Annotated in this window: 17 protein-coding genes; 8 read left to right on the plus strand and 9 right to left on the minus strand. The window is 45.2% G+C overall.

Annotation, left to right across the window (positions count from 1 at the left end):
• Positions 1-25: 25 nt before the first annotated feature.
• The 3 genes from ED652_RS03695 to aspS form a co-directional block, all read right to left on the minus strand.
• Positions 26-1,486 carry a methyl-accepting chemotaxis protein gene (locus ED652_RS03695; RefSeq protein ID WP_122053518.1) on the minus strand — a complete coding sequence of 487 codons (1,461 nt, stop codon included), beginning with the start codon at positions 1,484-1,486 and terminating at the stop codon, positions 26-28.
• A 197-nt stretch (positions 1,487-1,683) separates the two neighbouring features.
• Positions 1,684-2,205, minus strand: coding sequence for a crossover junction endodeoxyribonuclease RuvC (ruvC, locus tag ED652_RS03700; RefSeq protein WP_004736470.1), 522 nt, complete (start codon positions 2,203-2,205; stop codon positions 1,684-1,686).
• 211 nt (positions 2,206-2,416) lie between these two features.
• Positions 2,417-4,189, minus strand: a complete 1,773-nt coding sequence (gene aspS, locus ED652_RS03705; RefSeq protein ID WP_017111038.1) for an aspartate--tRNA ligase — start codon at positions 4,187-4,189, stop codon at positions 2,417-2,419.
• 314 nt (positions 4,190-4,503) lie between these two features.
• Here aspS and ED652_RS03710 point away from each other — a divergent pair, with 314 nt between their 5' ends.
• The 6 genes from ED652_RS03710 (at position 4,504) to ED652_RS03735 (ending at position 10,966) form a co-directional block, all read left to right on the plus strand.
• Complete coding sequence (locus ED652_RS03710) at positions 4,504-5,409, plus strand: DUF72 domain-containing protein (protein WP_122053519.1); 906 nt, start codon at positions 4,504-4,506, stop codon at positions 5,407-5,409.
• Between the two features lie 139 nt (positions 5,410-5,548).
• The gene (cmoA, locus tag ED652_RS03715) at positions 5,549-6,277 is read left to right on the plus strand and encodes a carboxy-S-adenosyl-L-methionine synthase CmoA (protein WP_017105755.1); all 729 of its coding nucleotides are present in this window, start codon (positions 5,549-5,551) and stop codon (positions 6,275-6,277) included.
• A gap of 182 nt (positions 6,278-6,459) precedes the next feature.
• Entirely contained in the window at positions 6,460-7,431 is a 972-nt protein-coding gene (cmoB, locus tag ED652_RS03720) for a tRNA 5-methoxyuridine(34)/uridine 5-oxyacetic acid(34) synthase CmoB (RefSeq protein WP_017105756.1), read from the plus strand.
• A gap of 287 nt (positions 7,432-7,718) precedes the next feature.
• Entirely contained in the window at positions 7,719-8,459 is a 741-nt protein-coding gene (locus ED652_RS03725; RefSeq protein WP_065103269.1) for an ATP-dependent zinc protease, read from the plus strand.
• A 17-nt stretch (positions 8,460-8,476) separates the two neighbouring features.
• Entirely contained in the window at positions 8,477-9,982 is a 1,506-nt protein-coding gene (locus ED652_RS03730) for an inactive transglutaminase family protein (RefSeq protein ID WP_017111041.1), read from the plus strand.
• A gap of 3 nt (positions 9,983-9,985) precedes the next feature.
• A complete protein-coding gene (locus ED652_RS03735; RefSeq protein ID WP_017105758.1) occupies positions 9,986-10,966 on the plus strand; it encodes an alpha-L-glutamate ligase-like protein in 981 nt (326 codons plus the stop codon).
• 125 nt (positions 10,967-11,091) lie between these two features.
• On the opposite strand, the gene fdhF is transcribed toward ED652_RS03735, so the two are convergent.
• The 5 genes from fdhF to cmoM form a co-directional block, all read right to left on the minus strand.
• Complete coding sequence (gene fdhF, locus ED652_RS03740; RefSeq protein WP_122053520.1) at positions 11,092-15,321, minus strand: formate dehydrogenase subunit alpha; 4,230 nt, start codon at positions 15,319-15,321, stop codon at positions 11,092-11,094.
• 325 nt (positions 15,322-15,646) lie between these two features.
• Positions 15,647-20,107, minus strand: a complete 4,461-nt coding sequence (mukB, locus tag ED652_RS03745) for a chromosome partition protein MukB (RefSeq protein WP_122053521.1) — start codon at positions 20,105-20,107, stop codon at positions 15,647-15,649.
• Entirely contained in the window at positions 20,104-20,904 is an 801-nt protein-coding gene (mukE, locus tag ED652_RS03750) for a chromosome partition protein MukE (RefSeq protein ID WP_102308654.1), read from the minus strand. Before mukE ends, mukB begins: the two co-directional genes overlap by 4 nt.
• Complete coding sequence (mukF, locus tag ED652_RS03755; RefSeq protein WP_017105762.1) at positions 20,885-22,222, minus strand: chromosome partition protein MukF; 1,338 nt, start codon at positions 22,220-22,222, stop codon at positions 20,885-20,887. The genes mukE and mukF overlap by 20 nt, the downstream gene beginning before the upstream one ends.
• A gap of 125 nt (positions 22,223-22,347) precedes the next feature.
• Positions 22,348-23,133: a tRNA uridine 5-oxyacetic acid(34) methyltransferase CmoM gene (gene cmoM / locus ED652_RS03760; protein ID WP_122053522.1), complete on the minus strand. Its 786-nt coding sequence runs from the start codon at positions 23,131-23,133 to the stop codon at positions 22,348-22,350.
• A gap of 115 nt (positions 23,134-23,248) precedes the next feature.
• On the opposite strand from cmoM, the gene elyC reads away from it, so the two are divergent.
• Complete coding sequence (gene elyC / locus ED652_RS03765) at positions 23,249-24,103, plus strand: envelope biogenesis factor ElyC (protein WP_029223559.1); 855 nt, start codon at positions 23,249-23,251, stop codon at positions 24,101-24,103.
• A gap of 169 nt (positions 24,104-24,272) precedes the next feature.
• Here the strand turns inward: elyC and torR are convergent, their stop codons facing one another.
• Positions 24,273-24,986: a two-component system response regulator TorR gene (torR, locus tag ED652_RS03770; protein ID WP_122053523.1), complete on the minus strand. Its 714-nt coding sequence runs from the start codon at positions 24,984-24,986 to the stop codon at positions 24,273-24,275.
• 288 nt (positions 24,987-25,274) lie between these two features.
• On the opposite strand from torR, the gene torD reads away from it, so the two are divergent.
• A complete protein-coding gene (gene torD, locus ED652_RS03775) occupies positions 25,275-25,922 on the plus strand; it encodes a molecular chaperone TorD (RefSeq protein ID WP_122053524.1) in 648 nt (215 codons plus the stop codon).
• Positions 25,923-25,967: the final 45 nt, after the last annotated feature.

Below are 25,967 nucleotides of genomic sequence, written 5' to 3' on the forward strand. Positions count from 1 at the left end.
CTTTGTGTTTTTTGAAGTGAATTATTTAGGCTTGTTTGGCTTGCGAGACCACGCTGTTCAAGCTCGCGACCAATTCTTTAACCGAAGTCACATGACCTGTTAGCTCAGAACCATAATTCGCGACTAAGCCTGACACCGATTTAGTTTCCGCCACACTTTGGGCGACTTCTGAACTGGCGAGATCGAGCTCTTTTAGCGAATTCATCTGCATTGCCATAATATTGGTGAGCTGATTAACATCTGTTGATATGGTTTGCACCTCAGAGATAATGCCGTTCATCTCGCTCGCCGTGGTTTCGATGATTGCTCTGCCGTGTTCAACTTCTTCTTTACTGCGATCTAACAAAGTTCGAATCTCTATCGCCGAATGACTGCTTTTCGCCGATAGCTCTCTTACCTGATCAGCTACCACAGCAAAGCCTCTTCCTTGCTCACCTGCTCGAGCCGCTTCGATTGCCGCGTTAAGTGCTAACAGATTGGTTTGCTCAGCAACCGAAGTGATCAAATCAGCGACTTTCATGATCTCTTGATTACTTTGAATGATCTGACTGATCGCATCGGTTGAAGCTTCTAGTGACTCTGAGCTCTTTTGCGCTTTGGTTCCAACCGCTTCGCTGCGTTCTTTCAGTTCACCTACAAATGAATTGGATTCTTCAATGCCTTGAGTCATTTGATGGAGTTGTTGACTCATCTCTTCCGCAGCGCTCGCTTGAGATTCACAATTGACATTCAACACTTCGACTTGAGCATGCAAGTCTTGTGACTGCTGATCTAAATGAACCGAAACACCCTGCAGGCTCTCTGAATTCGAATTGGCTTGGTCGAGCACGATAGAGAGTCGACCTTCACTTTGCGTCGCTTGATTGGCAACGTGTTGGCTTTCTGAAATCGCATCCTCTGCCATTTCGATCGCCACCTCTTTTTGCTTAGCGGTAAAGGCTTGAGCAATGCAGATGACCACCAGTGGCATAATCACACCGGACCAAGTTTCTACCGCTACCGCATCAGGGGTTAGCTCAAGCTGGGGAAATGCAAATCCATTGAGATGTGCAGACGTCATCACCAATGAAACACCGATAACCAGTCCACTCCATACCAAAGCCACAATTCGTGTTCCTGATAAGAAAAAAGCGACCACTAACAAAGGCACCCAATAAGCTTGAGTGGAAGCCACAACCCCACCGCTTTGATAAATGATGTTCAACGCGTGGACAGCCATGCCGACAAAACCAAAGTTAAGTGCAAGGCTCGGCTTACTCGTCACACGAAGTAGCAATGCAGAGATCAGTTCGAATACGATAAGAAATACAGATGTGGCGATCAGAAGTTGCTCTTCGTGCTTAGTCCACTTGATTAAGCTATAGACACCCACGAAGAATGCGATAAAAGTGAAGAGTAATAAGATATCGGCTTGTCTGACTTCGTTGTTACTCCACCCATTGTTTTTAGGTAGAAACAGCGCGCGCCACAGCTTGATTGGGTTCATCAGTGATCATCCTTGATTAACTTGTAAGACCTCCGACCAATGTTAATAACATGTTAAATGATACGCAATGTTATTATCTGGGTTATGTTCGAAAGATCTCATTTCATCAAGGATTTAGAGGCGTATTGTTTTGATATGAGCCAAACAGGGCGTGAGGCTCACGTAACGCAAACTTTTAGAAAACAGAGGGGGGGGACTTAACGATAGCGCCCTTTTCTTGCTCCCGTTGCTTTGCCTGCAAGTGCGACCAAGGTTTTATTGGTGTTAGCGTGAGTGATCGCTACGCCTAGCGCATCCGCTGCGTCGGCTTGTGGCTTAGCGGGTAGTTTGAGCATGCTCATCACCATATTCTGAACCATAGACTTATCAGCGCCACCATTACCCGTCACCGCTTGTTTGATCAAACGAGCCGCATATTCATGTACAGGTAAATCTGCATTCACCGCTGCTACAATCGCACTGCCACGAGCTTGACCAAGTTTAAGTGCTGAATCGGCATTCTTCGCCATAAAGACCTGTTCTATCGCAAACACATCTGGCTGAAACTGAGTGATGATTTCGCTCACACCGGCGTAGATTTGTTTAAGTCGGCCTGGCAGTTCTTTTTCAGAGGTGCGAATACAACCGCTACCTAAGTAATATAGATGGCGACCATTTTGACGAATCACGCCATAGCCGGTAATACGAGAGCCAGGGTCAATCCCTAAGATAATAGACATAACTTCAAATACTGATTATTTATACATGCTTTATGAGCTTAGTATATCGAACGCAAAAAAAAATGCCCGTCAAATTAACGGGCATTTCGTTGTTCTGCGAAAGAAAAAGTTCTATCAAAAACTCAGTTTTGTTGAAAGCTTAAGTGCTATCTAGACTTAAGCTCTATCGAAAACTCACTGCTTGATTAGAAAGTTGAGCTTAATCGTTTGATTAGTCTTCTTTCTTCGCTAAGTTAACAGCGATTGCTAGCTCTTCCAGTGACGCTGGGTTTGCTAGGCTTGGCGCGTCTGTTAATAGACATGCTGCAGCTGTTGTTTTCGGGAATGCGATAACGTCACGGATGTTCTCTGTACCACAAAGAAGCATTGCTAAACGGTCAAGACCGAATGCTAGACCTGCGTGTGGTGGCGTACCGTACTTAAGCGCTTCAAGTAGGAAACCGAACTTCTCTTGCTGTTCTTTAGCTTCGATACCTAGGATACCGAATACAGCCGTTTGCATTTCTGCGCTGTGAATACGTACAGAACCGCCGCCTACTTCGTAGCCGTTGATTACCATGTCGTATGCATCAGAGTTAGCTGCTGCTGGATTTGCTTTTAGCTCTTCCGCGCTCACACCAAGTGGTGATGTGAATGGGTGGTGCATTGCGTGAAGGTTGCCTTCGCCATCTTCTTCGAACATTGGGAAATCAATAACCCAAAGTGGAGCCCACGCTTTCTTGTCTGTTAGCTCTAAGTCATCACCTAGCTTGATACGAAGTGCGCCCATTGCTTCAGCAACGATGTTCGCTTTATCTGCACCAAATAGGATGATATCGCCAGATTCAGCTTGAGTGCGCTCAAGAAGACCGTTGATTACGTCTTCGTTTAGGAACTTAGCAACTGGAGATTGGATACCTTCCATGCCAGCAGCACGGTCGTTAACCTTCATCCAAGCTAGACCTTTCGCGCCGTAGATACCTACATGCTCTGCGTAACCGTCGATTTGCTTACGAGTCAGCTTAGCGCCACCCGGTACACGGATTACTGCTACGCGACCTTTTTCGTCGTTCGCAGGGCCAGAGAATACTTTGAACTCTACATCTTTCAGTAAGTCAGCAACGTCTACTAGTTCTAGTGGGTTACGTAGATCTGGCTTATCAGAACCGAAACGACGAATCGCTTCAGAGAATGGCATTACTGGGAATTGACCCAGTTCAACATCTAGAAGCTCTTTCCACATATCGTGAACGAGCTTTTCAGTGATGTTACGTACTTCTTGAGAAGACAGGAATGATGTTTCGATATCGATCTGAGTAAATTCAGGCTGACGGTCAGCACGTAAATCTTCATCACGGAAACATTTAACGATTTGGTAGTAACGGTCAAAACCAGACATCATCAGCAATTGCTTGAACAGCTGAGGAGATTGAGGAAGTGCGTAGAAGCTACCTTTATGAACACGGCTTGGCACTAGGTAGTCACGAGCGCCTTCAGGTGTCGCTTTCGTTAGTACTGGTGTTTCGATGTCTAGGAATAGGTTCTCGTCTAGGAAACGACGAACGAAGCTAGAAGCACGTGCACGAAGCTTAATACGATCGCTCATTTCTGGACGACGAAGATCGATGTAACGGTACTTAAGACGCTGTTCTTCAGAGTTCGTTTGGTTGAAATCTAGTGGAAGCGCTTCTGAACGGTTGATGATCTCAAGGCCAGTTGCGTAAAGCTCAACTTCACCCGTCGCCATATCTTTATTTACTTGGCTGTCAGGACGAACACGTACTTCACCAGTAAATTTGATACAGAATTCATTACGCAGTTGGTTAGCGATCGGAAAGATATCTTTCATATCTGGATCGACAACAACCTGAACGACGCCTTCACGATCTCGCATATCGATAAAGATAAGACCGCCTAAATCACGGCGACGGTTTACCCAGCCGCACAATTCTACAGTTTGTCCCGCCAGGGACTTGTTCAGGTTACCACAGTAATGGGTACGCATAATGAATTTCCCAATCTCTTAATTATTTACTAATTTCCAAGCTGTCAGTGGTCATTCCACACAACAGAGCAAAGGAACATTTATACGCGGAAACTCGCTTAAAATCGACCTTCCACATTCGAATTTATTGTGTTTTATCTGGCTTTGCTGCTTTTTAGCCCATCAAGTGCGCAAAGATTCATCAAAACCGAAAAAATTGTGCTGATTATATCTCGAAAGTACCTTAATCAGCAAAAGTCTCGTACAGTAGTTTTTCGTTTCAACTGAAAAACGTTTTGTAATGACTAATGGCGTGAAAACTAACGGTGTAATAGATGGATGCTCGTGTAATAACAACAGAAACTTTACCTCTAAGACTTGGGTTAACAATGTGGTCTCATTCCGAGTGGCAAAGTCAGTTCTATGGTAAAGGAACAAAACCTGCTGAGCGCTTAGAAAAATACACCCAAGTTTTTCATACCGTTGAAGGCAACACGACTTTCTATGCGACACCCAGTATCTCAACGGTCAATAACTGGAAAGCCGCGAGTCACGATGATTTCAAGTTTACTTTTAAGCTGCCTAAGTTCATCACCCACCAGCAGCACTTAAAACATTGCCAAGCCGAACTCAAAGAATTTCTGCTCACCATGTCGCCCCTACACAGACGCATTGGTCAGTGGACGATTCAATTACCCCATAGCTTCGAACCCAGCATGCTCCCTGCCCTGCAAAAATTTTGTACCTTGTTTCCAAATGACATGCAGCTCGGTGTTGAAGTTCGTCACCTTGGTTTCTTTGATAAAGGCGATGCCGAAAAACGTTTCAATCATTGGTTAATAGAAGAAGGGATCAATCGCATCATCATGGATAGCCGCCCTGTTTTCTCCGCACCACCAACCACAGAAGCGGTGATCGATGCACATCAAAAGAAACCACGTGTTCCGGTTCATGCCATTGCGACAGCAAACAATCCGATGGTTCGCTTTATTGGACATCCAGACCAAGAACCCAATCTGGCTTTCTTTAAACCTTGGTTCGCGAAATTACCAACTTGGTTAAATGAAGGTAAACAGCCTTATTTAATGATTCACACACCAGACAATAATCACGCCCCTGAGTTGGCGATTGCTATCTATAAGCAATTACAGACGCAAGTTGCTGAACACACACAGATAACCTTGCCTAATTTGGCGGAGTTTCCTGCTCAAAAAGGTGTTCATCAAATCTCGATGTTTTGATAGTAAACAACCACTAACACGCGTTCATTTTCATCAATCTCAGTTTTCGTGACACAAGCGATTTTTTTACGTAAAATACGTCCCCTTTTATTTGGTACGAATTCTGTGCCGATTACGCTGACTGTCGAGAGAGAATGCAATGAGCAACAAAGACAATATCTTTTCCGCTCCCATTGATAAAATTGGTGATTTCACCTTTGATGCAAGGGTTGCTGAAGTATTCCCAGATATGATTCAACGCTCGGTTCCTGGATATAGCAATATCATCTCTGCTATTGGCATGTTAGCTGAACGCTTCGTAAAACCACACTCAAACATCTACGACTTGGGTTGCTCTCTTGGTGCAGCAACGCTTTCAATGCGCCGTCACATCCAACAAGAAGGCTGTACGATTTTTGCTGTCGATAATTCGGAAGCCATGGTTGAACGCTGTAAGCTGCATGTAAACGCCTACCGAAGCGATACGCCAGTCGAAGTTATCGAAGCTGATATCCGTGAAATCGAGATTAAAGACGCTTCAGTTGTTGTGTTGAACTTCACCTTGCAGTTCTTATCACCAGACGACCGCTACGCTCTGCTTGAAAAGATCCATGCTGGATTACGTCCAGGCGGTATTTTGATTCTGTCAGAAAAGTTTGTGTTTGAAGATGAAAGTTCAAATGAACTGCTTATTGATCTGCACCATGATTTCAAACGTGCAAACGGATACAGCGAGCTCGAAGTCAGCCAAAAACGCAGTGCTATCGAAAATGTGATGCGTCCAGATTCGATTCCCGTTCATAAGCAACGTTTTGAAAAGATTGGCTTCTCAAGTAGCGAAGTGTGGTTCCAATGCTTCAACTTCGGTTCGATGTTCGCGATTAAATAGCGCACATACTCAGTCAGCTCGTACTAAAACATCATCCTCAAGAACGAGGAACGAGCGAGTTGGGAATCTCTATCAAGTACGATAAATCGAGATTCCCTATCATGTTCGTCCCTCACTGTAGGGAATGACAAATTTAATTTTTATTTTAGGGTTTATTGACCCTATTAACTCAGTGAAAAACTATGTTTAATTTTGCCAATTTTTATCAACTTATTGCCCAAGACACTCGCCTACAACCATGGCTCAATGTTCTTCCTCAACAGCTGACGGATTGGCAAAATGCAGAGCACGGTGACTTTGACCGATGGTTACGTGCACTGAATAAAATCCCGCAAGGCGTGCCTGATCAAGTTGATTTGAAAAACTCTGTGACTATCGGCAGCAGCACACCATTTCAAACGGGTGAGCTTAAAAAGCTAGAGAGCTTATTAAAGACGTTCCACCCTTGGCGTAAAGGTCCTTATACCGTTCATGACATTCATATCGATACAGAATGGCGCAGCGACTGGAAATGGGACCGTGTACTTCCACATATCTCACCGCTTAAAAACCGTTCAGTACTCGATGTAGGTTGCGGTAATGGCTACCACATGTGGCGTATGTTAGGTGAAGGTGCTCGTTTGACCGTCGGTATCGACCCGTCTCACCTTTTCCTTGTTCAGTTTGAAGCTATCCGTAAGCTGATGGGCGATGACCAACGCGCGCACCTTTTACCTTTAGGTATTGAACAGCTGCCAAAACTGGAAGCTTACGACACTGTATTCAGCATGGGCGTGCTTTACCACCGCCGTTCACCGCTTGATCATTTGATTCAACTAAAAGACCAATTGGTATCTGGTGGCGAACTGGTACTTGAAACGTTAGTGATTGAAGGTGACGAAAACGCTGTTCTTGTGCCTGTTGACCGCTACGCGCAAATGAGAAACGTTTACTTCTTCCCATCTGCACGCGCACTGAAACGCTGGCTTGAACAGGTAGGCTTTGAAGACGTGCGTATCGTTGATGAAAATGTCACGACAGTTGGCGAACAACGCACAACAGAGTGGATGACACACAACTCTTTACCGGATTACTTAGATCCTAATGATCCAAGTAAAACCGTAGAAGGTCACCCAGCGCCGAGACGTGCCGTTCTTGTGGCGACAAAGCCGTAAATTTGTTGTCCCAAACTATTATTCTGGTGACCACCGAATAATAGTTTTTGGTAGCAATGAAGCAATCACATCTGTCACAGTAAACTTTGACTTAAAAGCGCGTAAATTGAACAAAAATTGACTTGTGTTTAATAAGTGAGCTATTTCAATTGACGATAACTGGCGCAGCGCTCACATTGCGATTCAATATGACCAGACTCTTACATTAGGATGCTTCACGCATCCTTTTTTGTAGGCTAAACTTCTAAATAGTCTGAACTATTCTCTAATTTCCAAAGGTTTTTTTTATGTTTAAGCGATTATCGCCAATTGTGGCGGTTGGTTTGCTCTCTGGCTGTACCCTCACCAATGGTGCGGCCTACCACCAAGAAACTCTCGACGCTATTGCCCGCTCAGAGACAAACATCGCAAATAAGGTTCAAAACCTTGAACTGCAAGTCAGCAATCAAAGTGATTATATAGAAAGCTTAGAAGAGGAAGTTATCACCCTTTCTAACCAATTAGATGTTCACCTAACGAGCATGGAACACAAAGTTATTGAACAGCTAGAGGAAGAAGAACCTGTAGCAGTGACAACCCCACCGATCGCTCCTACATCACAACCGACCATCCTTGGCGGAATCGAAAAAGTATCCATTGATTCTATCAACCAAAGCTTTGATGCGCGTGTTGATACCGGCGCAACAACCTCTTCTTTAAATGCTGTAGACATCAAAGAATTCGAGCGTAACGGTAAAGACTGGGTGAAGTTCCACTTAGCAGATAAAGCACAATCGCCAGAAGACCAGAAATGGATTGAAGCACCTGTTGTACGTTTTGTGAAAATCCGCCAATCAACCAATGATCAGACAGAACGTAGAGCTGTGATTGAATTATGGGTGAAAGTTGGAAAAATCCATGAAAAAGCGCAATTTACATTGGCGGATCGCTCTCAAATGAGTCACCCTGTATTACTAGGGCGCGAATTTATCAAAGACATAGCGCTAGTAGATGTAAGTAAAAAATACGTACAAACGGAAGTTAAATAACAATAGTAGGGTAAGCTATGACGTCAAGAATTCCATTTTATATCTCAATTTTCCTGCTCATCGTAGCAGGTATAACACTGAGTATGTTCCGACATACAACCTACGGTGTACCCTGGACTCCAGGCGAAACTAATCAGGTTTGGGATATTGAAGCTCGTATCGAATTCAATGCAGTGGGCAAAGAAGCAAAAGTTTCACTAGCCGCACCTCACACACAGTCTAACTTTACACTTATCGGCGAGTCAGCTTCATCACCAGGCTACGGTATTTCATACTTGAATACAGATTCAGGTCGCCGTGCTGAGTGGTCAATTCGTCATGCAGATGGCCCACAGACTATCTACTACAAGACCCAGTTCTTAGTCGATAGCCAAGCGAACGTTACCTCAACACCTCCAGAAGGTGATGTGGCTCAACCAAGCTTTGACGGCCCTGAAGAAGCTGCAGCTCTTGCTTTGATTGACAGAGCAACCAAGCGTTCAGCAGACAACATCACCTTTACTCGTGAGTTAATCAAAACGCTTAACGATCCAGACAGCCAAAACTCAGCGCTGATTCTGAATAACATGACCAAAGTGGAAGCGACACACAAGCTACTTTCTGCCGCTAAAATCCACAACAAAGTCGTCGGTGTTATTGAACTGGAAGACGGACGTCGTCGCCAATCAATCCAACATATGAACCAAATTTGGGATAATAACCAATGGGTTCTATTCTCTCCTGAATCTAGCGAGCAACAAGTTCAACCAAACCTACTCATCTGGGACGAATCAAATGTCTCTCTATTAGATGTAGTGGGCGGCCAGAACAGTAAAGTTCACTTCTCGATGATTGCTCAGGAAATCTCACCAACAGAAGCAACCAGCAGTAAAGTCTCTGCCGACCAACTGTTGAACCTGTCGATCCACAGCCTACCGTTAGAAGAGCAAGCGATGTTTAAAACCATCATGCTGATTCCAATTGGTGCGCTTATCGTTGTGTTCCTGCGAGTTATCATAGGTCTTAAGACTTCTGGTACATTCATGCCCGTTCTGATTGCCGTGGCATTCGTTCAAACGCAGTTGGTGACAGGTATTGTTGGCTTCCTACTGATTGTTGGTACTGGTCTTATAATTCGAAGTTACTTATCCAAACTCAACCTCTTGCTCGTGGCCAGGATATCCGCCGTAATTATTACGGTAATTATGATTATCTCGATATTTACTGTCGTCGCATTTAAAATCGGACTTACCGAAGGCCTATCGATTACGTTCTTCCCAATGATTATCTTGTCTTGGACTATCGAACGTATGTCTATCCTTTGGGAAGAAGAAGGCGCGAAAGAAGTTGTACTACAAGGTGGCGGCTCGCTATTTACCGCGGTACTTGTTTACTTAGGTATGACTAACCCGTTCATTCAACACTTAACGTTCAACTTTATTGGTTTGCAGCTTGTAATTCTAGCGACCATCTTGCTACTAGGTAACTACACAGGCTACCGCCTAACCGAGCTTCGTCGCTTTAAACCGCTAGCGGAGGACTAAGTTATGTTTGATCAATTTACTTCACCGTTTAAGTTGAAAGATAAAGGCATAATGGGAATGAACAAGCGTAACCATAGTTATATTGGTCGCTATAATGATCGTTCCAAGTATCCACTCGTTGATGACAAGCTTAAGACTAAGATTATTGCTGAACAGGCTGGTGCAACCGTACCAAAGTTGATTGGCGTAATTGGTCACCAAGCTGAAGTAAAAACAATCCATAAAATGGTTAAAGAGTGGCCTGGCTTTGTTATTAAGCCAGCACAAGGAAGTGGCGGTAAAGGCATCCTTGTAGTGATCTCTCATAAAGATGGGGTTTACACTAAACCATCGGGGTCAACCATTAACGAAGAAGACGTAGAGCGTCACATCAGTAATGCTCTAGCCGGTCTTTTCTCACTAGGTGGTAAGAACGACGTAGCCGTAGTTGAAAACCTCATCAAGTTTGATGAGTGTTTCGAAGGCTTCAGTTACGAAGGCGTGCCAGATGTACGAATCATCGTATTTAAAGGCTACCCTGTGATGGCGATGATGCGCCTTTCTACTTCAGCTTCTGACGGCAAGGCAAACTTGCACCAAGGTGCTGTGGGTGTTGGTATTTGCATCGCGACCGGGAAAGCCGTGCGTGCGGTTCAGTTTGACCAACCAGTAACTCATCACCCAGATACAGGGAAAGAGTTGGCGGCACTTCAAGTGCCGCATTGGGAAAAACTACTGACTCTTGCATCTAGCGCTTGGGAAATGACAGGTCTTGGCTACATGGGTACTGACATGGTTTTAGACCAAGAAGAAGGCCCTATGGTACTGGAGCTTAATGCTCGTCCTGGATTAGCAATACAGATTGCAAACGGCGCAGGTTTATTACCTCGCTTGCATCATATTGAAAATCTAGGTACACCTGCTGAATACCCAAAAGCTGCAGAGCGCGTTGCCTACGCTGCTAAGCAATTTGGTGTTCACGGTAGCGAAATTGTATCGAGCTAATCTAGATGAAGAGCTAACCAAGTTAACCTTGGTCACTGAGTAAGTAATTCGATGCCTAATCGAGTTCAATAGAAAAGCCGCATAACTCTGAGAGTTACGCGGCTTTTTAATGTCTGAAGTTTAGGTTAGGCCTCTGTTGCTTCAATTTCAGGCTTGCGGATTGGATCAATACGCACAGCCGCTACTTTAAACTCTGGGATCTTGGCATGTGGATCCGTCGCTGTCGTCGTCAAGCGGTTCACCGGAGATTCCACGAAATGGAATGGAATAAACACCACCCCCTTCTGCATCCTCTTAGTGACAAAAGCAGCAATCTCTATCTCACCACGACGTGTCGAGACTTTTAACATCTGTCCATTGGAGATCCCTAACGCTTCAGCATCATGAACGCTGACCATTGCTCGCGGTCCGGCTAAGTTGTCTAACCCTTTTGTTTTGCGAGTCATGGTACCCGTATGGAACTGCTCCAGCACACGTCCCGTTGTTAGCACTAATGGGTATTCTGAATCTGGCAGCTCCGCCGCGTATCGAAACGGAATAGCTTCCATTTGACCACGCCCACGAGTGAATTGAGTTTGGTGCATGATACGAGTGCCGTCAGGGTTGTTCTTATTACTCGGCCACTGAACACCATTCACAGTAATATTCTCCCAACGTAAGCCACCATACTGCGGTGTTACTCTAGCTATCTCATTGGTGATATCGGCAACGGTGTTATAGCCCCAACCGCCACCCATTGCGTTGGCGAGCATCTGAATAATCACCCAGTCTTCTTTCGCTTCACCAGGAGGATTAACCGCAGGGTTAATACGCTGAACACGTCGCTCAGTATTAGTAAAGTGCCCCGACTTTTCAGCAAATGAGCAAGATGGTAAAACCACGTCTGCATACTGCGCGGTTTCTGTTAAGAAGATGTCTTGAACGACAAGGAAATCCAGTGCTTCAAGCCCTTCAACCACGTGTGCTTGGTTCGGATCACTGAGCACTGGGTTTTCGCCCATCACGTATAAACCACGTACGTCACGGTGACACGCCGCATCGATGATCTCGGTGAGTGTTAGTCCCGTTTCAGCAGGTAAATCGGAAACGCCCCACTCCATCGCAAATTTTTGACGAACCATTGGGTTATACACTTTCTGATAACCCGGTAGATTGTTTGGCAACGCGCCCATGTCACATGCACCCTGAACATTGGATTGACCACGTAAAGGGTTGATACCACCACCTTCAATACCGATGTTTCCACACAAGAGTTGCAGGTTAGCAATCGAGCGAACATTATCGTGCCCTGTGGTGTGTTGCGTAATACCCATTGAGTAATACACAGCTGTGCGTTCTGCGGTGCCAATCAAACGCGCCATCGCGAAGATATCTTCGGCTTTCACACCTGTTACCAGCTCCACTTTGTCTAAGGCATAGCTTGGCGACATCACCTCTTGTAACAAGGTATCAAAGCCATCAACTCGGTCTTCAATATACTCTTGATCATACCAACCGTGCTTGATGATCTGTTGCATCACACCATTGATCAACATCACGTCAGTTCCCGGTCGATGCGCTAAATAAAGTTCCGCATGATCGGCAATGTCGATCTTTTTTGGATCGGCGACAATAAGACGAGCGCCACCATGTCTCACTGCTTGCTTGATGTGCGAACCAATAATTGGGTGCGCCGAAGTGGTGTCTGACCCAATAATAAAGATCACATCTGAGTGCTTGATGCTTGGAATATCATTGGTCATCGCCCCACTGCCCAGAGAAGCTTCAAGCCCAGTTACGGTTGAAGCGTGGCAAAGACGAGCGCAGTGGTCGACGTTGTTGGTTCCAAGCTCACGGCGGATGAATTTTTGGAAAGCATAATTGTCTTCGTTGGTGGTTTTAGCCGATGAGAAACCCGCTAGAGCATTGCTGCCAAAGCCTTGTTTAATCGCGGTAAATTTATCAGCGATCAGTTTAATCGCTTCATCCCAACTTGCGGGTTGTAACCAGCCATCTTTGCGGATTAATGGTGTGGTTAAACGCGCATCGCTGCCGACAAAGTCGAAACCAAATCGCCCTTTCACACACAACATGCCCTCATTGACCGGAGAGTCTCCCCCTTCGATATAACGGATTTTGTTTTTCTTCTCGTCGACATGCATAGTGAGTTTGCAACCCACACCGCAATAGGTGCAGATGGTGTCGACTTTCTTAAGTAAGTCTGTATCACCTTGCTTTCTGTCACGAGCATCCACCATCGCGCCGGTTGGACATGCCTGAACGCATGAACCACATTGAACACAGTTAGAATCGCCCATTAAGGTCTTATCGGCCCCGAAGTTAGGACGACACTCAGGCCTTGACGCAGGTTTACCATCTGATTGATTCATGAAGCTTAAAACGCCATGAACATTCTGTTCACGACACGCTTGGATACACTGACCGCAACTGATGCAGCGATTGGCATCAAAAATAATGAATTCAGAGCTGTCATCGACCGCGAATTTTTGTCTTGTTAAACCGACCTTAGTTTCTTCCGCGCGAATCGCTTGCCAACTGTCGTTAGAAGCGACATCGATTTTGTATTCTGGATGCGTTTGCGTTGCCTTGTATTCAGTCGAATAGTCTCGCAGGTCGCAATCGGTATTGGCTTGGCAGCCACACTCTAAACACCTTGCTGCTTCAGCTATCGCATCGGTATTATCAAAGCCAGTTTCTACTTCTTCAAAACTTTGCTCGCGCTGCTCTGGAGTGAGCTCTGGCATGATCTTACGAGCCATTCGCTGTATCGATTTATACTGCTCTGGGTCAACGGATTTTAGCTGCTTTTGCTTTCTTGAATTGAAAGGCTTAGCAGGGATCTGGTTCATGTCACCATTAAAGAATCGGTCGATCGCTTGCGCAGCAATTCGGCCATCTCCCACTGCTTCGACAGCGGTTGCAGGGCCACGTCGGAAATCGCCAATACTGAAGATATTGCCTGTTCCCGTGTGCATGGTTTGCGGATCAGCGTCAGCGGTATTCCAACGCGTTAACGGGATTTCTAGTGACTCATTGTCCATAAAGCTCAGATCAGGCTTTTGCGACACGGCAGCAATAACCGTATCAAACGCTTCAACAAAAAACTCACCCGTCGGTTTCGGGCTTCGTCGACCCGATGCATCCGCGGGGCCAAGCGCCATGCGTTCTAATCGGATTTCAGATACATGACCATTTTCATCCGCGATATTTTCAGCTGGATTGGTCAAGAAGTGGAATTTGACGCCTTCGTGTTCGGCTTCTTCAATTTCGTAGTCTTCCGCCGGCATCTCATCTCGTGTACGTCGATAAATTAGCGTGGTATCGGCTCCATCACGGACTGCAGTTCGAGCACAATCAATCGCGGTATTACCACCGCCGATCACTGCGACTTTTTTACCTGTAATGAAATGCTTGTCGGTCACATAGTCTTTTAGGTAATCGACACCTAGGTAACAACCTGCTAAATCACTTCCGGTATAATTCATCTCAACGGCTTGTGATGCACCAACCGCTAAACAAACCGCATCGAAGTCGTTGCTTAAATCCGACAATGTAAAATCAACACCTAACTTTTTGTCACATTCAACGGCCATCCCGTTGCGACACATCAACTCAATTTCTTTATCGAGAATCGACTTTGGTAAGCGATATTCAGGGATACCGTAACGCAGCCAACCACCCGCTTTAGGCATCGACTCATAAACACTGACGTCATACCCCTCATTCGACAGATAATAGCCTGCCGTAAGACCACCGGGGCCACTACCGACGATTGCTACGCGCTTGCCTTTGTTTGGCTTCTTAGGAGGCATGTAGCTCTCTTGAGCCGCTAGATCCGCGTCCGCTGCATGTCGTTTGAGCTGGCGAATCGCGATGGATTCATCGACCAAGTTACGACGACATTCGGTTTCACAGAAAGCAGGACATACACGACCAATCGAAAGCGGCATCGGTAGCGTCTTTTTAATCACCTCTATCGCTTTGATGTGATCATTTTGAGCAATATGATGTAGGTAAGATTGGATATCGACGCCAGCAGGGCAAGCGGTTTGGCATGGTGCCTCACAGTCAGCGTAATGATCGGTCATGATGCGGTTCAACGCTTCTTGTCGATGGTTCGTTAGCTGTTTTGACTGAGTGGTAATATTCAGCCCATTAGACACTTCAAGCTCACAAGAGCGAGTAACCCCAACGCCATCAACTTCAACGACACACAAATCACACGGTACTTTATCCGCTGTTTTGTTCAAACCACATAAAGATGGGATCTCCAAACCACATGTTTTTGCCGCTTCAAGAACGGTTTGCCCTTGCTCGACGATTCGATATTTCCCATCAATAACGATTTGAATCATACCTAAGTCCTACCTTTACCTTTCGCACACGCGAGTTATCAATAATTAAAATCTAAGTAATACAATATTATTAATATTATTAAACCTATGTCATTACCATACATTATTTGTGGTTTTGTGCGTGTGACCTCAAACAAGTTCCATTGATAATAACCATAAGGTGTGAGTGGTCTTATCAGTAATTATGAGAGTGGATTGGATGAAGAGTTTGAATGCATTTTGAATTCAGAAAGTTATATTCGAGATACAAAAAAGCCCCTAATGATTAGGGGCTTTGAATAAATATCATTGAGTCGCTGTCGAGCTTATAGCCCGGCTATCAAGGTTATTGCTCAGCTTCTTCGATAAGCTCTTGCACCGGAGATGCCGGTTTGTTTTGAGCAAAACCACGCAGGCCAACAACATGTACATGTTCGTGGTCTTTGAAGACCTTACGAACCAGTTTGTAAGTCGTACCTTTCTCTGGGCTAATGTTTTCAGGTGCTGCAATCAGAAGTTGCATACCTAAACGGTCACACAGTTCAAACAGCGTAGAAATCGACTTAGAATCCAGACGTGCAGCTTCATCAAGGAACAACAAACGACATGGAACGATATCTTTACTGCGAAGTCGACGAGACTCCTCTTCCCAGCTCTGAATAACCATCAATAGGATAGACTGACCCGTACCGATCGCTTCACCCGTAGACAGTGCGCCCGATTCCGCTTGTAACCAACCATCTGAACCACGGTTAACTTCAACACTCAGCTCTAGGTAGTTACGGTAATCCAGTAACTCTTCACCAAGAACTTGTGGAGAACGTTGACCCATATCGATATGTGGGTTCACACGTTGGAACAGTTTCGCCATCGCTTCAGAGAAGGTAAAGCGCGTTGATTCGAACAAGTATTTATGCTGCTCTTGTTGAGTCGCTAGACCTGATAGCAAGATCTCGTGGCTTTCACGGATCTTAACGTTCAAACGCACGCCCTTAACCTGACCAAAGTAGATGTTCGACAGACCTTGGTTGAGCATACGAATACGGTTCTGCTCACGCTGAATCGTTTTCTTGATGATGCTTGCTACCGATTCAGAGCTGATCGCTAAGCGGTTTTCACGCTGCGTCAGTTCTTCTGTTAGACGAGCAAGTTCAACTTCCATCTCTTCGATTGCTTCAACTGGATCATCCGTATGAATGATGTCTTGGCGAATGCGCTCACGAAGATGTTGGTAAACCGCAATGTAGAACAGAACTTTACGCTCTGGATGCGCGTTGTCTTCAGATAGACGCAGCGAATCACGTAGGTCTTCATTGTCAGACACAGCCAAACGTAGTGCACCCAGTGATTTATCCGACATAGAGCGAAGCTCGCCTGCCGTTAGGTAAGCCAACTCACGTTTGTGCAGACGACGTTCAACATCATTCTCACGTGCTAAACGAAGTACTGAACACCAACCCGCTTTCGCTGCAACAACGAAGGTACGAAGCTCGGTGTACTCTTTCTGTACTTTCTTAAGACGCTTAGCCAGTGCTTTCATCTCAAGTTCAGTCGACGTAATGGTACGCTCGTATTCACTCTTACGACCACGTGAAGTGTGCAAACGCTCGTGCAGTTCATCACGACGACGTACAGCACGTTCTTCAGCGCCTTCATCAGCATTTACGCCAAACTCTTGAAGCTCTTGTTTGAACTCTTGAACCGTTTCTTGTTTCGCTTGATGTGAGCTCTTCAGTGCTGCCAATACTTGGTTGTACTGGTTCATCTGTTCACGAGCTTGCTTCAAGCCATCACGGCCTTTGGTTCTTGCTTGTTCTGCTTGAACCAACTTCGCTTTCAATTGCTCGCTCAGTTCGCTGCTCTTGTTTAGAAGATCAACAGAATCCGCGTAAGCAAAGTAGTGACGACGTTCAATTAAATCAGACAGAGCAAACACTTTGCCTTTCAAGCTTTGTAGAGCTTGGTCGGCTTGTTGGTATTGCGCTTCTAGTGCCTCAAACTGTTCAGGATCAGCGTCAAGTGCTGAAACGATCTGCTCTAAAGACGCCAATGCTTTACCATGGTTGTTCAGATACGACTTCGCTTCACTCAAGCGCTCTAGTTGCGCTTCCAATTCAGCAAGACGTTCAACCAATGTTTCGTCTTCTAAAATACGAACCATTGGTGCTAATTTGTCTAGTGCACCAAGTGCCTGCTTACTTTGTAGAAGCTGGCTACGTTGCTGTTGTTCTTTAGAATCTAACTCTGCCAGAGAACGAACAATTTGGTTACGCTTATCACGAATAGACGCTAGCGCCTGCTCTGGATCAGCGTTAAACGCAACGTGTAGATGCTTGGCTACAAAGTTATTGAATGCTTGGTATAGGCGATTCAGCTTTTGTGCATCAAACGCCGCTTTCGCGTGGTTTTCCACAACAACATCACGCTCTTCGCGTAATTTCTCTAATCGTTGCTCACGAGCAGCGCGACCAAACAATGGGATCTCAGGGAAACGAGAGTACCGCATTTGGCGATCGTTCAGCTGAACACACACCGCGCCTTCTAGTTCGTCAGCATTGAATGAGCTGTCATCAAATGCATCGACATCGCCTTCAAGGATGTAAAGGTCGTCTGGGCAATCTTCAAGATCCACCAGCTTCTCTTTAATACCATCAAGATCAGACACAACAATCGCGTGACGAGCCGGGCCATACATCGCACTAAAATACGGTGCATCACCAATGGTAATGTCGTCATAGATCTCAGAAAGCAGCACACCACCTAGGGTATCCGCTAGGCCTTTCAAACGAGGATCATTAGAACCACCTGGTGAAGCTAAACGCTCAATCTCTTGCTCAAGTTCAGCTCGGCGCGTTGCCAACTGATCTTTTGCTACCGCTTGAGATTTCTCGTCTTCAAGTACTTGCTGCATTTGAGTCATTACCGCTTGGCTATCTTCTAGCTCAGCGTCTGTTTGATCTCTTAAAGCTTCAAGTGCATCGTTTGCCGTGATCCACGCAGGAGCAATGGACTCAAGTTTTTGAATCTCTTGGTCGTGGTTTTGTTGTACACGACGTTGCTCACTCTTCGCTTCACGCAACTCTTCTTGAGCGTACTCAAGAGACTCGATCTGCATAGCATGACGTTCGCGTTCTTCATCAAAGATCGCTTCATCCGTGAGTAACACGTTGTGTTGCTTTTGGTATTCGGTTGCTAGCTCTTTAGCTTGATGCTGCTGCGCTACATCACGAGCCATATCGCGGTGCTGTGCACGCCATTGCTGTTCGTTTTCAACAACGTGTTTTGCGTTACGGCCTTTCTCTAACGCTTGTTTAGCGCTGTGAGAGGCATCTTTACGCTCAACATCACCAACAATGCTTTTAACAAGAGACAGCGCTTTGTCGAACTGTGCAGAGGCAGCAGAAGACATGTCTAGCTTATGTTTAGTAGACAGTAGCGTTTGAGTGCTTGATTCTTCTTGTGCTTTTAGCTCAGAAACCAAAGTTAATGCGCTTTCTGCGGTAATAGAGTCATCACCCAGCAACTGCTTAGTTTTTTCTAACGCTTGAACGGCTTGTTGGTATTGAAGTGCACGAGTCTGCTGAACATCCAATGCTTGTTGGTAGTCAGCAAGCTGAGTTTTCAGGCTATCCACTTCTTCTTCAGTAATGGTTGCCTGTTCTTCAGCAAGAAGTACTCGTTCTTGAGCTTCTTCAACCACCATCATCTGCTCTTCTAGACGCTCATTAAGCTCTTCTAGATCTTCGCTGTAGCGAGCAATTCTCTCTTGCTGACGAAGTGCAGTTTGAACCAACTGAAGATGATCCGAAGCCGCTTGATAATCTTGCTCAAGTGCAGATTCTTGATCAACCAATTGCTCCAACTCTTCTTGAACTCGATTCAACAGGTTGTTTTGATTAAGCAAGGTTTCACGCGAACCAAACAATTCACCACGGAACTTCATGGTTTGATCAAGCTTATTACGGCGATCATTCGCATGACGCATGTAGTCAGCTGCCACGTAATTGGTCGATTCTGTGATCAAGTGTTTGAACAAGTCACGATCCGACTGAGTCGTTTTGATCGCTTCAAGTGTCATGCGATTTTCGCGAAGTGCTGATTCCATGTCTTGGAATGCTTTCTTCACACCACCATTTTGTGGCAGAAGGTAATCACGCAGTGAACGCGTAATTGCACTTGAGATACCACCATAAAGCGATGCTTCAATCAGACGGTAGAACTTAGAACGATCGCTGCTGTTACGCAGTTTCTTCGGTACCACACCGTATTCAAACATCTGTGAGTGGTAATCAACAATCGAAGAGAAGGCTTTAAAGTGAGCGCCTTCGTATTGCGCTACCGCCGCTTTCACGTCATTCAACTGGCATACGCGAGCATGGCTGTCTGAAACGTTCTGAATCAAAACATCGGTTGGTTTCACATGGCTTGGCAGGCCTTGGATAACAAACGGTTTGATGTCTACTTTCTTATCACGACCCGCAACTTGCTGCAGTTTTACTGCAAACAATAGGCGTTGATTACGAGAGTTCACAACATCTAGCGCGGCATAACATGCACCCGGCTGAAGCTTACCGTAAAGGCCTTTATCGCGTGATGACTGTGAGCTACCCGCTTCCGTTGTGTTACGGAAATGCAGAAGGCTTTGGTCAGGAATAAGTGCAGTGATGAATGCCGCCATTGTGGTCGACTTACCCGCACCGTTACCGCCAGAAAGCGTTGTAACCAATCCATCGATATCAAAAGTACGCGCAAAGAAGCCGTTCCAGTTGATCATGGTTAATGATTGATACTTACCTCTTTCAATCATGCATCACCTTCTACTTTGTTCTGTTCGCCAAGGTTTGATTCATCATCAAAGTCGGCTTGATCGTTAAAAATGTCTTGCTGACCGTTTTCGTCTACGTCTAGTTCTAATGCGGCTTCTGCCTGCTCTTCATTTAGCAAGCTGCCTTGGTTTGGCTCTTGTGTATGAACCACTGCTTCACCATCACGGATAAGACGTAACTGAGCTTCTTTCATATCGTCGCCAACACGAACATCAGCACCAAAACGGAACACCGCTTCACTGATTCGGAATTTGCCCGTTTCACCAATCGCAATCAGCATGCCGATACGACGTAAACGACGTAAAGATGTGCGTACTTTTTCAAAGAGCTTTTCTTTATCCAAGTCAGAACCCGAAGCTCGGTTCGTCGCCAGTTTCATGAGTTTTTTCTCATCGGCTAGCGAAATCAGTTCATCAAATAGCTCATGATTAGTAAAAATACCTTCGTGGGCTAAACGCTCTGGGCTTAGGTACAAAAAACACAATACCTTGCCAACGAGCATATCGAGCTCAGACAAAACACTTCGGCCAATCAAAGACGTAGAACGGGGGCGCAGATAGAAGAAACCTTCAGGCGCTTTCACGAGTTCCGTGTTGTAGCGTTGGTAAAAATGCTGAAGTTCTACTTCGAAATCAGAAAGCAACGCGTGGTTGTCTAAATCTTCTGTTGAAACATGCTTACCTGAACGTAGCATGCTGTCTAGCGCAGGGAACAACGGGTTCGCTATCGCTTTTACCAGTTTCTCTGGCATGTAATCATCAGTACTTGTTAATGACATTTGCTTGTACCTTTGCACCGAAATCGTTGATTGCCTGCCAATCCGGCTGAATAGCCTGATAGTCAGACGCTGAGTAACCTAAGCGCACGGCTTGGTCGACAACAATTCTGGCTAAATCAAAATGGTGTGTGCGAGGGTGTGCTGCGAGGTAATCGCGTAGCACAAGACCAAGATCAATTGGCGCACCTTGCTGTTTGTGAGCTTTTAACATCTCTGCAATTCGGTCTGAAAGCAGGTCGTTCACTTGCTCAAATTCTTCGTACTCTACGTCGATTGGTGCTTGCCCCATCACTTCGTCATCACGAAGCACCAGGGCTTCATCACGAAGATCGGTGAGCTTTTCAGCATCGGCATAAGTCAGTAACCAAGGCGCATCAAAGTAGTCGGTAACCGACTGACGCAAGCGCTGGCTAAAGGCACGGTTTTTATCCATATCAATCGCGGTACGGATAAACTTATGCACGTGACGGTCATAACCGATCCATAAGTCGATCGCCTGTTGGCCCCAACTTGTGATTCGATCGAGTTTCATTTGCAAACCAAACAAGGTTTCGCCTACGAACTCGAGTTCATCGTCACCGTACACAATTTCTTGAATATCGAGGATCTGGGTTTGCAGTTCGTCACCGGCCGCTTGCAAGGTATCTTGCAATTCTTTTAGCGTGGCTGAGGTTTCCGATAGCAAAGACTCACAGTTATTGATCGCTTCTCGCCAATCTTTATTAAGCAGATCAGCGATTTGCTGTTTGACGGTTTGTTGCTGCTCGTCCATCACACGCTGGTTTAAATCGATCTGATCGAAGATCTCACCCACTGAATATTTCAAAACGCCATAAACGTTCTTTTGCCAGTGGCCAGGTGTTCCGCCTTTTTGCGCAGCTTCAATGGCTTTAGCCATCTCATCAGCAACCATCGAAAGTTGGATCGACAGTTTTAACTTAGAGAATTGACGGTGACGTAAGTAATAATCTGAAATTCCGATCGCAAGTGGAGAAAGACGGTAAATACTTGCACCGTCGGTGATCTCACTAGTAAAACGACTGATCAGTTTTTGTTTAACCAACTCGTTGATAGCGTTGTTTGCACGGAATGCAGACGCTTCGCCGGTATCTTCAAACAGACGAGTGACAATGGTAAATGCATCGTGCAATTCACCTTCACCTAGCTCTTCATCGAACCTTTCATTGCTTAGCACTGCGATAGCAATCAAAAATGCTAAACGCTCTGGCGGCAAGTTTAATGAAAAGTCATGCTGCTTGACCCAGCCTACCAACTCATCAATTGGCTGCTCTTCGGCAGTTTGAGTCATTTCACTCATTGTGGTTCCTGTTACTGTTTTTCGTAATATCGAACATGTTAGATATTACGCCTATTTCTTTATGACGCGGGCTTCTTACGATTGCATAGCGCATGTTGTGGCTTCTTTTACCACATTCACCGCTGCTATTGCGCAGGTTTTTGAGCCCAAACGTGAATATAACGGCCTAGTGACAGATATGGCTCTTGGCGGCATAGCTGTTTTTCTAGTTCCAATACATCTTCAAATTGGTAATCGCCCATGTACTCCATATTACCTATGTAGTCACTAAAGGAGCGAATGCCTGATTTACCACAGATTTCTAGACCAGCGTCTTCTATCCATTGATAAACCTCTTCTGGCTTCAAGCCTTTTTGTGGTTGCAGCTTAAACCGTTTTCGATGTGGCATCCCATTCAATACATGAGGAATGTTGCCACAAATCACATTTTTCAGGACTAATCCGTGGTGGTTGTAAAACATTATCGAGGCAACGCCACCGGGTTTTACTTGTTCCAGTAATAAATCAAGCGCCTCTTTAGGATCTGCGAGCCATTCCATTACGGCATGAAACATCACAAAATCGACTTTCTCATCGAGATGTTCTGCGACTTTTTGTACCGGAGAATGAATAAACCGATACTGTTTTAACAAACCCGCTTCGCTAATACTTTCTTCTGCAAGCTTCAGCATTTCAGAAGAGAGGTCACACAGAGAAACTCTATGCCCTAACGCCGCAATTTTTTGTGACATCTGTGCAAGACCACCTCCAGCATCAAGAACATGCAAAGGTGAAGTTGATTGTTCAAATTTGCTCAAAGCTTGTTCTAAATCTTCCCATACGATGATCTGACGGATCTCTCCTTTGTCAGAGCCGTAAATATTTTTTGCAAATTTGTGGGCAATATCGTCGAAATTACGGTCTTCAGTCACGGCTACTTGAGTTATTATGTCCTATCGTGCCTGCTATTCTGTCACAGGAATTTCAGGAATAAAGAGGCGATGTCTCTTTTTACTACTAAGTGATGTTTTTTCGGACTATTCGGATATGTTTGAGCTGAAAAAAGTAGTGTCTTCGCTATTGATGCCACTGCCAGCAATGTTAATTCTCGCTTTTCTGGGTTTAGCCCTAGTGATGTTTACTACCAAAAGGAAGACGGGTTGCCTAATTACCCTTTCAGCCCTCTGTGGTATTTTCCTAATCGCTTTCCAACCAGTTTCTAGTCAACTTTTAATGCCAATGGAAAGGCAACACACTGCATTTTTACCCGTCGATGAAACCGTTGATTACGTAATGGTCCTCGGAAGTGGTCACGTCGTCGATGATCAAATACCACCAACCTCGGAGCTTAGCCGCACAGGTTTAATGCGCTTAAGTGAAGGCATTCGTATTCTGCGCCTTTACCCTGGTGCAAAACTTATTTTGTCTGGCTACGGTGCAGGTACTGAAGTGAGCAACGCAAGAATGATGGCCAAAGTAGCGTTGGCTCTAGGTGTTGCAAAGCCCGATATCATTCTGCTTGAAACCGCGAAAGATACGTGGGAAGAAGCTCGCCAAGCCGCTGCGTTTGTTAAGAATAAGAGAATGGTGCTCGTGACTTCAGCTAGCCATATGACTCGCGCACTTAATGAATTCAATGCCGCAGGCATGAAACCATTGCCCGCTCCAACCAACTACCTTGCACAAGAAGGGATTGTTGAACCTTGGAATAAGTACATGCCAAAAGCACTCTATCTTGAACAAACAGAGCGTTACTGGCACGAAACGATGGGATTGGTTTGGCAGAGCCTACGTGATTGGCTAGACACAAGCAGCGACCCAGTTGAAGAACCGATTGTTCTTCCTGCTGCTTCTAGCTTAGTCGATGAAAACAGCGCAGCTTCTGCAGCGCAACCTCAATAAACGCAAGCTAATCAGACACTCTGCGAATGAGTAAAACTGAGTAATCGAGTAAGTTTCAGCTGTTCAATTCGTTAACTGTAAAAACCAAGTAATAAAAAGCCGAGGCATCAATGATGCCTCGGCTTTTTTACGTTCAAATTTTGTTGCTGACTAAAGCTCCCGAAGAGAATCAGTCACCAGCAAACATGTAACCTTCACCGTGAACCGTCACAAAGATCTGTGGGTTCTTAGGGTCAAACTCCATCTTCGCACGCATGCGACGGATTAACACGTCGATAGTGCGGTCATTAGGCGCATCCACTCGATGGCTGATCATATTCAAAATACGTTCACGGCTTAATACTTGGTTAGGGTAAGAAGAGAGTGCAACCAATAGTTCATATTCAGCTTTGGTCAATTTCACCGGCTCGCTGTTCTTGCTTAGCGCACGGCGAGGTATATCAAACGTCCATTCACCGAAACGAACCACAGATTCGTCTTCTGTTTGTTCTACCGCAACCGCTGCAGTTTTACGAGCAGCCGAAATACGCCACAAGAGGTTTTTAACTCGAACCAACAACTCGCGAAGTTCGAAGGGTTTAGTAACGTAATCGTCTGCGCCCATTTCAAGGCCAACGATCTTGTCGATGCTATCCGTGCGTCCAGTAACTAAAATAATCCCAATGTCCGATTGACTGCGTAATTCGCGAGTTAGCATCAATCCATCTTCGCCTGGTAAGTTGATGTCTAGCATAATGAGATCAACGTTGTTTTCTTCCAACACGTTTCTCATCTGAGCGCCGCTTTCCGCTTCGCTCACTGTGTAACCTTCGTTCTGGAAATATCCAACCAGCTTACTTCGGGTTACCACATCATCTTCTACGACTAATACGTGATAGCTCATCTACACCACTTTTCTTATTTAATAGTTTCAGTAACCATTCTATTCATAACTAGTAACAATTCTAGTGGTACAGCAGATAAAAGCGAGAAACATGAATCTTTTTTGATACAAGACAATCTAAAACCTTGCTATTTATCGTCCATCGCAATTCAATATAGGCATTACGACTAACGAGTCACTTTGCGTTTAGCAATTAACCTTGTTATTGAGCCTTGGTGTGCTTATGCCCAAATGACTTCACGATGCTTGGGTATATAAACATCACAAGACTAAATCAGGATCTATGAAATGAAAGATACGAAAGCATTCAACGAACAAAGAGCTGAAATCTACTGGTGGCTATCAAGCTTGTTCGCTAAAGAGCTCACACAAGAAGAACTCGACCACTACCACTCTGTTGAGATCCGTTCTTTCCTGACTGGTTTAGGCGAAAACGAAACACTCAAGCCTGCGATTGATAAACTGGTAGACGCATTGAACCGTCTACAAACACGTGAAGATGCCCAACTAGAACTGTCTGCTGACTTTTGCGACCTTTTCTTAAAGACAGATAAACACGGCGCCCTTCCATACGCTTCAATGTATATCGGCGAAACAGGTCTATTAAACGATAAGCCAGCTAAAGACATGGAAGAGATCATGGCTAAGCACAACTTGGTGGTTAACCAAGATCTGAAAGAGCCAGCAGACCACATTGCTATCGAACTTGATTTCCTTGGTAATCTCATCATCCGTTCAAATGAAACTGAGCTTGAAGAAGAATTAGAGAAATCGTTCACTGTTCAACAGCAATTTATAGAACAACAACTCCTTACTTGGCTACCAAAGTTCAACGTTAAATGTTGTGAGATCGATTCATTCGGTTTCTATGCATCTGTGGCAACTCTTCTCGTGGCCTTCTGTAATCTGGACACTCAGTATTTAGCGGGTGAATAAGATTCGCTGATGATTAAGTAAACAAATTCAATAGAATGTGACAAT

The organism is Vibrio sp. Evd11 (genome assembly GCF_900382755.1).
Taxonomy (GTDB): Bacteria; Pseudomonadota; Gammaproteobacteria; order Enterobacterales; family Vibrionaceae; genus Vibrio; species Vibrio lentus.